We start from the raw sequence: 12,150 nt of genomic DNA on the forward strand, positions 1-12,150 counted from the left end.
TCGCCGCTCGCCCGACTTCCCTCGCCGTCAGGTGTCGCGGCCCTGGGGGGTGTCCGCCTCGTCCGTGACATGGACGGCCGCTTCCTCGGCCGACGCGGCGCCGCCGTCGATGCCCACGTCCTCGGCGAAGACGTCGTTCTCCCGCCCGGTCGCGTCGTCCGCGCCACTGAGCCGGCCTGCCCGAGGCTCGACGGTGGACCCTTCCTGGGGTTCCCCCTCGCCCTCGGCCAGGTCGCCGATCCCGTCGCCGGCGGGCGGCTCCACATCGTCGACCTCCTGGGCGAGCCGCTGGTCCAGCGATTCGCCGCGGCGCTCCTCCGCCCCCGTGGTGCCGAACTTGGTCGCGCCCAGGGGGTGTTCGGGAGGGCTGTAGCCCTCTTCCATCTGGTCGTCCAGGTCCCGTTCGTCGAGCGTGTTCTCCAGGTCGAGCTCGTCGTTCGGGGGAATCGAGCCGTCGTCGTCCTGCGGCTGGTACACATCGTCGCCGCGTGCGTCTGCGGGCACCTTCTGCTCCTCCGTCGTGCGGGCTGCTGTCGGACCGGGGCGGTGCCGGCCGTCAGCGTCCGAGGGCCTTGCGGAGCTGTTCCTTGTTCATGGAGGAACGCCCGTCGATGTTCTTCTTCTTCGCCTCGGCGTAGAGCTGGTCCTTCGTGGGGCCCTGCGCGCCTTGGTGGGAGCGTTCGCCGCCGCGCTCGTAGGCGGACTTCCTGTCCTGCGTCGACGTCCTGCTCGCCGTCCTCGACTCGCCGGCCCGGGCGCGCTGCTTGTTGACGGTCCGGGCCGCGATCTCCTTCGCCCGGCTCTTCGACGCGCCCTGTTCCTCCTGGCTCTCCTTGATGTGCTCGTACTGCCGTTCACGCTTCTTGTTCGATCCGGCCGGCATGACGTGCTCCTCACTGGGTCTCGTCCGTCTCGGGGGACGCCCCCCGCGTTTCCCGTACGGATCCCACTAAACAGCGCGCACCGGAACAACGCTCCTGGAGACGTGGACAGGAAGTGACTCCCTGCAGCCGGCGGACGGCGCCGACGGCTGCTTTCCCAACCGGTCGGCGCCTGAGCTCCGCGTACGCCGGATACCTGCTGCAGGAGTACCCCCGCGACGGATGCCAAACATGCCCCGGCCGACGTTCGGCCGAACGTGTCCGCCCTCAGGTCACGGCCGGGGGCGCAGGCCGGGACCGCCGGTGGGAGGTGCGCCGGAGACGCTGCTGACCAACTGCGCACAGAGGTCGCGCAGCTTCACGTTGCGATGCTGCGACGCGGTGCGCAGTGTCCGGAGCGCCTCCTCCGAACTGCAGCGGCGTTGGTTCATCACGATCCCGGCCGCCTGGTCGATCACGGCGCGTGACTGGAGAGCGGCCTCCAGGTCGGCGGTGAAGGTCCGGGCGTCCGCGAGCCGCTGGGCGAGCGCGACGGCCCCCGTCGCCTGGGCGGCGAGGGCACGCAGTCCGCTCAGATCGACGTCGGCGAAGCCGTTCTCCTTGGGCGAGTAGAGATTCAGGGCGCCCGCCGTGTGGGAGTGCGCCGCGATCGGCAGGGACAGCGACGACCGGGTCCCGGAGGCGACCGCGAAGGCGGGATAGCCGTTCCACCGGTCCTCCTCGCGCATATCGCTCACGCTGACTTCGCGCCCCTCGCGCAGCGCCTCCAGACAGGGGCCGTCGTCCTGCCCGTACTGCGCCTCGTCCAGCGGCGGCGCGCTGATGCCGGCGCTGGCCACGGTGAGGGGGCGGTTCTCACGCTCCAGAGTCACCCCGCAGCCATCGGCCGTCGGCGACATGAGCAGGGCGCTCTGGGCCAGCGCCCGGAGGAATTCATCCAGTGTGCCGGTCTCCAGCAGGAGAGAGACGAGATCGGGCGGCCCCGGCGCCAGCACTCCGTCGTCGGTCATGATCGCTCCCTTCCGGGCCTGGACCCTGGGACCAGCATGGCACTGTACGGGCCGTGTCGCGCCACTCCTTCCTGGTGGCGACACCGCCCCGCGCCCGTCACCGCCGGACAGGTGTCGGGCAGTGACGAGTGGGCATACGCGCGATACGCAGGTCAGGAAGCGGCCGCGCACTCAGCCCTGCTTTCCCTGGAGTGCCCATGTTCCTGCTCAGCTATCAGCTCGACGCCGCGCACCTGGTCGTGGAACTCGGCGAGGTGATCGACCTCGACAACGAGTTGGCGATCGAGCGCGAGATCGTCCGCCTGCTGCCGTGCTGCGGACCCCGGGCGGTCATCGTGGACATCCGCACCCCCCTGCTCACCCCCCGGGCCCTGGGAGTCCTCCTGCGGGTCCGGGGCCAGGCCGAGGAGCGCGGCATCGCGATGGCCGTGGTGGCCGGGTCCGACACGGCCCGCGAGGTCCTGAGCGCCGCCGGGCTCCACCGCGTCCTGCGGGTCGCCGCCACCCTCGCGGGCGCGGAGCTGCGCTGCCGGGGGTGCCGGCCGGAGCCGGAGGCGTCCTGGAACACGAAGCCCGGCGGCCGGCGGAGCGCGCCGTCGTCCACCGGGGCCTCGCCGCGGCCGCTCGGCCCGTACGCCGACACGTCCCGGCCCCGCATCCCGGGAGAAGGCTGACGGCCGGAGCCGGTGGCCGAAACTGACGGGGGATCGGCTCCCCGGCGCACACTTCGCGGAGCCGATCCCCGTCGTGCTGCGGCGATTTCGGGCCGGAGGAGACCAGCTCGGCGACTCCGGGCGGACCGCGCCGGACGGGAGGGGGCATAATGAAGCGCTGGAGGTCAGGAAACGGCCCGTAAGAATTCTCCCTGCCTCCGTGGAGTTTCCCGTGAACCCCTCTCCTCGTCGCCCCGCCGCCCTCGTGGCCTCGGTACCGCCTCCGCCTGCCGACGCTTCCGGCTCCGCGCGCCCGCTACGGGTGCCTCGCAGCAGGCCCCCCGCGACGAGAACCCACCACGCAGGCGGCCCGACGATGGCCCTCCTGTCCGCGCCCGCCCCGCTGCGGCTGCCCGGTCTCGACGACTGACCCCCTCACCGCCCCACGCCCGGAGCCCGCTCGGCGCCGGTGCGTCGGTGGCGGCTGCCCTGTCCCAGGCGGCCCGCACCGCGCCGCCCAGCTCTGCCCCGCCCTCTTCGACGGCGGGTCACCGCCCAGAACGAGATGATCATGACTGACAGGCCCGTGGCCGAGGCGCCGGACACGACCGCGCTGCTGCTGGAGACCACGTCGCTGGACGACTTCCTGCGTGCCCTCGCCCGGAGCGCCCTCGCCCTGGTCGAGGAGGCCGACGCCTGCGGCATCACGCTGGAGAGGCTGGGGCGTCCCGTCACGGTCTCCAGCGTGGGGGCCGCCGCCACGAAGCTGGACGAGGCCCAGTACGGCCAGGACGACGGCCCGTGCCTCCAGGCGATGCGCACGGGCCGGGAGGTCAGCGTGCCCGACACGCTGCGGGAGAGCCGCTGGGCCGACTACCCCGCCTACGCCGCGGTCTGCGGCGCCCGATCCTCCCTGTCGTTGCCGATCGCCCCGCACAGCCACACGGCAGGAGCGCTGAACTTGTACGCGCCCGCCCCGCACGCCTTCGACACGGCCGACCTGACGGCGCTGAGGCTGCTCACCGCACAGGCCACCGGCGCCATCGCACTGGCCCAGCGCATCGCGGACACCGAGGAGTTCGCCGCGGACCTGGAGGCCGCCCTGCGTTCGCGTACCGTCATCGACCAGGCGATCGGCGTCGTGGTCGGCCAGCAACGCTGCACCCCGGAGAAGGCCTTCGACGTTTTGCGCACCGCATCCCAGCACCGCAACATCAAACTGCGCGAACTCTGCGCCGAGCTGATCGCCAGCATCACCGGCGAGGTCCCGCCCGAGAGCCGCATCCAGCCCCGGGGCTGACGCGCCGCCCGGCCGTCGTGCCGTCAGGACGCCGGGTACGGGCGGTCGGGGAGCGGCCGGGTCGGATGGGCGTGGCGATCAGCAGGATGTCGGCGGCCAGGACCTCACCACGTCCGCGCCCTCCCGTGCGAAGGCCAGGGCCACCGCGCGGCCGATGCCCGAATCCCCGCCGGTGATCAGGGCCTTGCGGTCGACGAGCAGGTCACTGCCCCGGTAGGAGTCCTCGCCGTGGTCGGGCGGGGGGTCCATAGGGTCGGTCCCCCCCGGGTGCTGCTGGTCCTGCTGGGGGAAGTCCGGGCGGGGTTGGAGCCGGTTCGGGTCCTGCGGCTGTTCGCCACTCGTCATGGTGCTGTCTTGCTGCTCGACGGTGACCGGGGCTCTGGGTGCCCCTCCATATTCGACCGAAACACCCCGTCGGCGGCGGCGCACCCCGGGTGAGCCGCGTCTCACCCGGGCTCCACGACTTGTCTATGCAACGAGTTGCATAGCAGGATCGCCGTATGGCCCTCGACCACGCGATCCTCGTCTCCCTGCTGGAGCGGCCCGGCTCCGGCTATGAGCTGGCCCGGCGGTTCGAGCGGTCCATCGGCTACTTCTGGACCGCCACCCATCAGCAGATCTACCGCGTCCTGGGGCGCATGGTCACCGACGGCCTCCTCCTGGTCCGCGAGGTGGAGCAGCAGGGCCGGCCGGACAAGAAGGAGTACTCCGTCACCGGGCCCGGCCGTGCCGCCCTCGCCGCGTGGCTGCACAAGCCGATCGAGCCGGAGAGCCTGCGGCACGATCTCGCCGTGAAGATCCGGGGCGCGGCCTTCGACGACCCGGCCGCCCTGATCGACGAGGTCGAGCGCCACCGCCAGGCGCACCGGGACCGGCTCGCGCACTACCTCGCCGGGGAGCTGCGCGATTTCACCGCGCCCGACGCCCCCGCGCCGCAGGACGCCGGTCAGGAGCTCCAGCACGTCGTGCTGCGGGGCGGCATCGCGTACGAGCGCATGACGATCGCCTGGCTCGACGACGTACTCGCCACGCTCCACCGGCTCGAAGCGGCGGGCCCGGGCGCCTGAACGGCGCGCCGCCCGCCCACCTCCGTACCACCGACGAAACCCTCACCCTCCCGGAAGGCACCCGCCATGGCCGACTCCGCGTCGCTCCTGTTCAACCCGCGCACCTACGACCCCGAGCACTTCGACCCGGAGACCCGCAGGCTGCTCCGCGCCACCGTCGACTGGTTCGAGGCGCGCGGGAAGCGCCGGCTGATCGAGGACTACCGCTCCCGCGCCTGGCTCGGCGACTTCCTCGACTTCGCCGCGCGCGAGGGCCTGTTCGCCACCTTCCTCACCCCCGCCTCCGCCGCGGGCAAGGACGACCAGCGCTGGGACACCGCCCGGATCGCCGCCCTCAACGAGATCTTCGGCTTTTACGGCCTCGACTACTGGTACGCCTGGCAGGTGACCATCCTCGGTCTCGGCCCGGTCTGGCAGAGCGACAACGCCGAGGCCCGCGACCGTGCGGCCGAACTCCTCTCGCAGGGCGAGGTGTTCGCCTTTGGTCTCTCCGAGAAGACCCACGGCGCCGACATCTACTCCACCGACATGCTGCTGACGCCCGACGGCGACGGCGGCTTCCTGGCTTCCGGCTCCAAGTACTACATCGGCAACGGCAACGCTGCCGGTCTCGTTTCCGTCTTCGGCCGCCGCACCGACGTCGAGGGCCCCGACGGTTACGTCTTCTTTGCCGCCGACAGCCGCCACGAGGCGTACCGGCTCGTGAAGAACGTCGTCGACTCCTCCAAGTACGTCAGCGAGTTCCGCCTCGCCGACTACCCGGTCGCGCCCGCCGACATCCTGCACACCGGCCGAGCCGCCTTCGACGCCGCGCTCAACACCGTCAACGTCGGCAAGTTCAACCTCTGCACCGCCTCCATCGGCATCTGCGAGCACGCGATGTACGAGGCCGTCACCCACGCGAGCAACCGCATCCTCTACGGGCGCCCCGTCACCGCGTTCCCGCACGTGCGCCGGGAGCTGACCGACGCCTACGTCCGGCTCGTCGGGATGAAGCTGTTCAGCGACCGCGCCGTCGACTACTTCCGCTCCGCCGGACCCGACGACCGCCGCTACCTCCTCTTCAACCCGATGACGAAGATGAAGGTGACCACGGAGGGCGAGAAGGTCATCGACCTCATGTGGGACGTCATCGCCGCCAAGGGCTTCGAGAAGGACAACTACTTCGCCCAGGCCGCCATCGAGATCCGGGGCCTGCCGAAGCTGGAGGGCACGGTCCACGTGAACCTCGCGCTGATCCTCAAGTTCATGCGGAACCACCTGCTCAACCCCGTCGACTACCCGGCCGTCCCGACCCGCCTCGACGCCGCCGACGACGCGTTCCTCTTCCAGCAGGGTCCGGCGCGCGGCCTCGGCTCCGTACGGTTCCACGACTGGCGCACCCCGTTCGACGCGTACGCCGACGTGCCGAACGTCGCCCGCTTCCGCGAGCAGGCGGACGCCCTGTGCACCTTCGTCGAGACGGCCGCCCCCGACGAGGAGCAGAGCCGCGACCTCGACCTCCTCCTCGCCGTCGGCCAGCTCTTCGCCCTCGTCGTCCACGGCCAGCTGATCCTGGAGCAGGCCCGGCTGACCGGCCTGGACCAGGAACTGCTGGACGAACTGTTCGCCGTGCTCGTCCGCGACTTCTCCGCGCACGCCGTCGAACTGCACGGCAAGGACTCCGCCACCGAGGACCAGCAGAGCTGGGCGCTGGGCGCGGTCCGCCGACCCGTCGTGGACGCGGACCGTTCGACGCGGATCTGGGAGCGCGTGGAGGCGCTGTCGGGGGCGTACGAGATGGGGCAGTAGACCGCCTACGGCCGGGGCGGCACCGGGGGCCGCTCCGTTTGCGGGGTGGTGTACATCGCGTTTGAGTGGGAGGGCCCCCTCGCCTTCCCTGGAGCAGACATGTCGATGGCGTTCGGTTCCCCTCTCGGTCCGTCCGATCCGTTCAGCGATCTGCTGAACCGGTTCTTCGGTATGTCGCCCGCCTCCTCGCCCCCCGCCATGCAGCGCGTCCCGATCGGGCGGCTGCTGACGGAGTCCTCCCACGAGCTGCTGGGCCGGGCGACGAGCAAGGCGGCCGAGGACGGCACCGCGGACCTCGACACCGAGCATCTGCTGTGGGCGGCGACCCAGGTCGAGCCCTCGCGCGGGCTGCTGTCCCGGGCGGGGGTCGACCCCGACGCGCTCGCCTCCCAGCTCGACGATGTGCTGCCCCGGGAGTCCGCCGAGCCCTCCGCCGAGCCCGGGCTCACCCCGGCGGCGAAGCGGACCCTCACCGCCGCCTATGCCCGCTCGCAGGCGGCCGGGGTGTCCTACATCGGGCCCGAGCACATCCTCGGCGCGCTCATCGACGACGCGGACTCCGGGGCCGGGCGGTTCCTGGGGCCGGACGATCTCGACGTGGGGAAGCTGCGCGGCGCGGCCGACCGGGCGGCGGGGCCGGAAGGGGCCGCCGGCGGGGCCAAGCAGCCTGCGACGACCCTGGACGAGTTCGGCCGGGACCTCACGGAGGAGGCGAAGGCGGGGAAGCTCGATCCCGTGGTCGGGCGGGCCGAGGAGATCGAGCAGACCATCGAGATCCTCTCGCGGCGCTCCAAGAACAACCCCGTCCTCATCGGCGAGCCCGGCGTCGGCAAGACCGCCATCGTCGAGGGCCTGGCCCAGAGCATCGTCGCGGGTGAGGTCCCCGACACCCTCAAGGACAAGCGGGTCGTCTCCCTGGACCTGTCCGGCATGGTCGCCGGAGCCCAGTACCGCGGCCAGTTCGAGGAGCGGCTGAAGAAGGTCATCGAAGACGTGCAGAAGGCCGAGGGGGAGATCATCCTCTTCATCGACGAACTCCACACCGTCGTCGGCGCGGGAGCCACGGGCGAGGGCTCCATGGACGCGGGCAACATGCTCAAGCCCGCCCTCGCCCGCGGGGAGCTGCACGTCGTCGGCGCGACGACGATCGACGAGTACCGCAAGCACATCGAGAAGGACGCCGCCCTGGAGCGTCGCTTCCAGCCCGTCCTGGTGCCGGAGCCCACCGTCGAGGAGACCGTACAGATCCTCGAAGGGCTGCGCGACGCCCACGAGGCCCACCACCAGGTCCGCTTCGCCGACGGAGCCCTCACGGCCGCCGCCGAGCTGTCCGACCGCTACATCGGCGACCGCTTCCTGCCCGACAAGGCCATCGACCTGATGGACCAGGCCGGGGCCCGCGTACGGCTGCGCAGCGCGAACCGCTCCACCGAGGTCGTCAGCCGCGAGGACCGCCTCGCGAAACTGCGGCGCGAGAAGGACGAGGCCGTCTCGGGCGAGGAGTTCGAGAAGGCGTCGGACCTGAAGCGGCAGATCGTCGAGGTCGAAGGAGAGCTGGCCGGGATCGAGGAGCGCCGCGAGGGCGTCGTCTCGGTCACCTCCTCCGACATCGCCGACATCGTCTCCCGCCGCACGGGTATCCCCGTGTCCCAGCTCACCGCCGGCGAGAAGGAGAAGCTCCTCAAGCTGGAGGAGGAGATGCACGCCCGGATCGTCGGCCAGGACGAGGCCGTCACCGCGGTCTCCGAAGCCGTACGCCGCAACCGCGCCGGCATGGGCGACCCGAACCGCCCCGTCGGCTCGTTCCTCTTCCTCGGCCCCACCGGCGTCGGCAAGACGGAGCTGGCCAAGACGCTCGCCGAGCTGCTGTTCGGCCAGGACGACCGCATGATCCGCTTCGACATGAGCGAGTTCCAGGAGAAGCACACGGTCGCCCGGCTCGTCGGAGCCCCTCCCGGATACGTCGGTTACGACGAGGCCGGCCAGCTCACCGAGAAGGTCCGGCGCAACCCCTACAGCGTCGTCCTGTTCGACGAGGTCGAGAAGGCGCACCCCGACGTCTTCAACACGCTGCTCCAGATCCTCGACGACGGCCGCCTCACCGACGGACAGGGCCGCACCGTCGACTTCCGGCACTGCGTCGTCATCATGACGTCCAACATCGGCGCCCACCGCATCCTCGCCCACGAGGGCGACGCCGCCGAGCTCAAGGACGAGCTGATGGAGGACCTGCGCGGCCGGTTCCTCCCCGAGTTCCTCAACCGCATCGACGACATCATCGTCTTCCACAGCCTCACCGAGAACGACCTGTCCGAGATCGTCGATCACCTCCTGGACCGCAGCAAGCACCGCGTCCACGCCCAGGGCATGACCCTGGAGGTCACCGAGGCGGCGAAGAAACTCCTGGTCGCGCACGGCTACCAGCCGGAGTTCGGCGCCCGCCCGCTGCGCCGCACGATCCAGACGGAACTGGACAACCGCGTCGCCTCCCTGCTGCTCGGCGGCGAAGCCGACCCCGGGGACACGATCGTCGCCGACGTGGTCGACGACTCCCTGCACTGCACCATCCGCAAGGGCGACGGCGACGGGGAGACCCGCGCCGCCGACACCCCCGACGGCGAGGAGTGAGCGATGTCCCATCACCACCACAAGTCGAACGAAGAGGTCGAGGGCGACCCGGACACCGGCCACAGCCGGGGCATGCCCCGCCGCCCGGACGAGAAGCGTCTCGACGAGCGACTGGAGGAGGACCGCGAGGAAATGGGCCTCGACCTGGACGGGAAGAACCGGAAGAAGAAGACCGACTAGAGCCCAGGTCCGGGCAAGCGTCGTGCCGCACACCTGGCTGGTAGCCGCGCGGCCTCCGCCCAGGTCGCGGCCGTCCGGTGGGCGGGGGGCGTCGGCGGTACCGGTGTTCGCCCGGCCGGAGTGAGAGCGGGCCCGCGACCGCTCAGGCGCCCGGCACCACCGTGATCCTGACGTGTTTCATGATCGGCTGATCGCTCTGGGTGCTGTAGTCGCCCAGCGCGCACAGCACGTTCATCTCCGGCATGTACCCGGCCGCACAGCCGCGCGGAATGTCGTACGGGATCGCCGTGTAGCCGTTCAGGAACCGCCGGCTGCCGTCCTTCGCCGTGCTCGTGATGTCGACAGGACCCATGTCGGCGATCCCGCGCTCGCGCATGTCGGCCCGGTTCATGAAGATCAGCGTGCGCAGGTTCTTGATGCCCCGGTAGCGGTCGTTGTCGGAGTAGATGGTGGTGTTCCACTGGTCGTGCGACCGCATCGTGCCGAGCGCCAGGGTGCCGGGCTCGGGCACCACGTCGGGCAGCGGGGCCGCGGAGAACTCGGCGCGCCCCGACGGGGTCAGGAAGACCAGCTCGCGCGCGGGCTGCTTGATCCGGAAGCCGAGGGGCAGCCGCACCCGGCGGTTGAAGTCCTCGAAGCCGTCCAGGGCTTCGGCCATCGTGTCCCGGATCCGGTCGTAGTCCTCGATGTACCAGTCCCAGGGGGTCTCGCTGTCCGGCAGGGCGGCGCGCGCCATCCCGGCGACGATGGCCGGCTCGGACAGCAGGTGCGGGGAGGCGGGGCGCTTCATCCCGAGGGACAGGTGGACCATGCTCATCGAGTCCTCGACCGAGGTGCTCTGGACGCCGCCCCGCTGGTGGTCCTTCTCGGTGCGCCCGAGGCACGGCAGGATCAGGGCCGCGCGGCCGTGGACGACATGGCTGCGGTTGAGCTTGGTGCTCACCTGGACGGTGAGGTCGCAGGAGCGCAGCGCCGCGTACGTGGCCGGGGTGTCGGGCGCGGCGAGCGCGAAGTTGCCGCCCATCCCGACGAACACCTTCACCGCGCCCTCCTGCATCGCCTGGATCGTTCCCACGGTGTCCAGGCCGTGTTCGCGCGGCGGGTCGATCCCGCAGGTCTCGGCGAGCCGGTCCAGGAACTCCTCGGTGGGGCGGTGGTCGATACCGCAGGTGCGGTTGCCCTGGACGTTGCTGTGCCCGCGCACGGGGGAGGGGCCCGCGCCCTCCCGGCCGAGATTGCCGCGCAGCAGCAGGAGGTTGACGATCTCGCGGACGGTGTCGACGCCGTGCTCGTGCTGGGTGAGGCCCAGGCACCAGCTGACGATGGAGCGGTCCGCCTCCTCGTACACCTGCGCCGCCTTCAGGATCTCGGCGCGGCTCAGCCCGGACTGGTGCTCCAGCTCCTCCCAGGGCGTGGCCTCGCACAGCTCCCGGTACTCCTCGAAGCCGGTGGTGTGCCGGTCGATGAAGGTACGGTCCAGGGCCTTCGGGTCGCTCGCCGACTTCTCCAGGACCGCCTTGGCCATACCGCGCAGCAGCGCCATGTCACCGCCGATGCGCGGCTGGAGGTTGAGCGTGCTGGTCTTCGTGGTCTTGAACAGCGCCATGTCCGTGAAGTCGTGCGGCACGATCGTGCGGGTGGCCGCCGCCTCGACCAGCGGGTTGACGTGCACGATCTGCGCGCCGCGGCGGTCGGCCTCGGCGAGGGCGGTCAGCATGCGGGGCGCGTTCGACGCGGCGTTGACACCCAGGATGAACAGGGCGTCCGCGGACTCCCAGTCCTTGAGATCGACCGTGCCCTTCCCGGTGCCCAGGGAAGCCTGGAGGGCCCGCCCGCTGGCCTCGTGGCACATGTTGGAGCAGTCCGGCAGATTGTTCGTGCCCAGCTCGCGGGCCATCAGCTGGTAGAGGAAGGTGGCCTCGTTGCCGAGCCGGCCGGAGGTGTAGTACGCCGCCCGGTTCGGGCTGTCGAGCCCGCGCAGAGTCGATCCGACCAGGGCGAACGCCTCCTTCCAGCTGATCGGCACGTAGTGGTCGGACTCGGCGTCGTACACCATCGGCTCGGTCAGCCGGCCCTGGTTCTCCAGGTCGTAGTCGCTCCACCCGTACAGCTCGGTCACCGAGTGCGCGGCGAAGAACTCCCGTCCCACGCGCTTGGGCGTCATCTCCCAGGTGACGTGCTTGATGCCGTTCTCGCAGATGTCCAGGTGCAGGCCCTTGGTGTCGTCCGGCCACGCGCACCCGGGGCAGTCGAAGCCGCCGTTCTCGTGGTTCATCCGCATGATCGCGCGCGGTCCGTCCACCAGCGCGCGTTCCTCCACCAGGAAGCGGGTCACGCTCTTCGCCGCTCCCCACCCGGCGGCGGGATGGTGGTAGGGCCGGAACTCCGGATCGCCCTCCGGGACGGGACCGACCCGGGGCTCCAGGGGCTCCTGCGCTTCCTTGCCGGTGCTCACGTCCTTGTCGATGCTCACGGCGCTTCCACTCTTTCACCTGCGATGACGGCGGGTCGATGGACATGGTGGGACGTAAGGGGTCCTTCCGGCAGGCTATGCCCGGGGTTTCCCGGCTGCCAGTCGGCTGCGGGGCCGTTGCCGGTCGGCTCCGACACCGCTCCGGGACTGCTCCGACACCGCTGCGG

10 protein-coding genes and 1 pseudogene are annotated in these 12,150 nt (G+C 71.1%); 6 read left to right on the forward strand and 5 right to left on the reverse strand.

What is annotated here, in order from left to right:
* Window positions 1-27: 27 nt before the first annotated feature.
* The 3 genes from IE140_RS31000 to IE140_RS31010 all read right to left on the reverse strand — a co-directional run bounded on the left by IE140_RS31000 (window position 28) and on the right by IE140_RS31010 (window position 1,891).
* Entirely contained in the window at window positions 28-504 is a 477-nt protein-coding gene (locus IE140_RS31000; protein WP_150196282.1) for a DUF5709 domain-containing protein, read from the reverse strand.
* A gap of 52 nt (window positions 505-556) precedes the next feature.
* Entirely contained in the window at window positions 557-883 is a 327-nt protein-coding gene (locus IE140_RS31005; RefSeq protein WP_150196283.1) for a plasmid stabilization protein, read from the reverse strand.
* A 270-nt stretch (window positions 884-1,153) separates the two neighbouring features.
* Window positions 1,154-1,891 carry a GAF and ANTAR domain-containing protein gene (locus IE140_RS31010; RefSeq protein WP_150196284.1) on the reverse strand — a complete coding sequence of 246 codons (738 nt, stop codon included), beginning with the start codon at window positions 1,889-1,891 and terminating at the stop codon, window positions 1,154-1,156.
* Window positions 1,892-2,088: 197 nt separating this feature from the next.
* Between IE140_RS31010 and IE140_RS31015 the strand changes: the two genes are divergently transcribed.
* Window positions 2,089-2,565, forward strand: coding sequence for an STAS domain-containing protein (locus IE140_RS31015; protein ID WP_150196285.1), 477 nt, complete (start codon window positions 2,089-2,091; stop codon window positions 2,563-2,565).
* A gap of 550 nt (window positions 2,566-3,115) precedes the next feature.
* Window positions 3,116-3,844: a GAF and ANTAR domain-containing protein gene (locus tag IE140_RS31020; RefSeq protein ID WP_373296203.1), complete on the forward strand. Its 729-nt coding sequence runs from the start codon at window positions 3,116-3,118 to the stop codon at window positions 3,842-3,844.
* Between the two features lie 90 nt (window positions 3,845-3,934).
* Here IE140_RS31020 and IE140_RS31025 read toward each other — a convergent pair.
* Window positions 3,935-4,189: pseudogene (locus tag IE140_RS31025) on the reverse strand (NAD(P)-dependent dehydrogenase); the annotation flags it as partial.
* 155 nt (window positions 4,190-4,344) lie between these two features.
* On the opposite strand from IE140_RS31025, the gene IE140_RS31030 reads away from it, so the two are divergent.
* The 4 genes from IE140_RS31030 (at window position 4,345) to IE140_RS31045 (ending at window position 9,510) form a co-directional block, all read left to right on the forward strand.
* Complete coding sequence (locus IE140_RS31030; RefSeq protein ID WP_150196287.1) at window positions 4,345-4,911, forward strand: PadR family transcriptional regulator; 567 nt, start codon at window positions 4,345-4,347, stop codon at window positions 4,909-4,911.
* A gap of 66 nt (window positions 4,912-4,977) precedes the next feature.
* The gene (locus tag IE140_RS31035) at window positions 4,978-6,702 is read left to right on the forward strand and encodes an acyl-CoA dehydrogenase family protein (protein ID WP_150196288.1); all 1,725 of its coding nucleotides are present in this window, start codon (window positions 4,978-4,980) and stop codon (window positions 6,700-6,702) included.
* Window positions 6,703-6,801: 99 nt separating this feature from the next.
* Window positions 6,802-9,330, forward strand: a complete 2,529-nt coding sequence (locus IE140_RS31040) for an ATP-dependent Clp protease ATP-binding subunit (protein ID WP_150196289.1) — start codon at window positions 6,802-6,804, stop codon at window positions 9,328-9,330.
* Window positions 9,331-9,333: 3 nt separating this feature from the next.
* Complete coding sequence (locus tag IE140_RS31045; RefSeq protein WP_167533518.1) at window positions 9,334-9,510, forward strand: hypothetical protein; 177 nt, start codon at window positions 9,334-9,336, stop codon at window positions 9,508-9,510.
* A gap of 142 nt (window positions 9,511-9,652) precedes the next feature.
* Here the strand turns inward: IE140_RS31045 and IE140_RS31050 are convergent, their stop codons facing one another.
* Window positions 9,653-11,983 (reverse strand): FdhF/YdeP family oxidoreductase, encoded by a 2,331-nt coding sequence (locus tag IE140_RS31050; protein ID WP_150196290.1) that lies wholly within the window; start codon window positions 11,981-11,983, stop codon window positions 9,653-9,655.
* Window positions 11,984-12,150 lie beyond the last annotated feature (167 nt).

It is taken from the genome of Streptomyces parvus (genome assembly GCF_014648875.1).
Taxonomy (GTDB): domain Bacteria; phylum Actinomycetota; class Actinomycetes; order Streptomycetales; family Streptomycetaceae; genus Streptomyces; species Streptomyces parvus.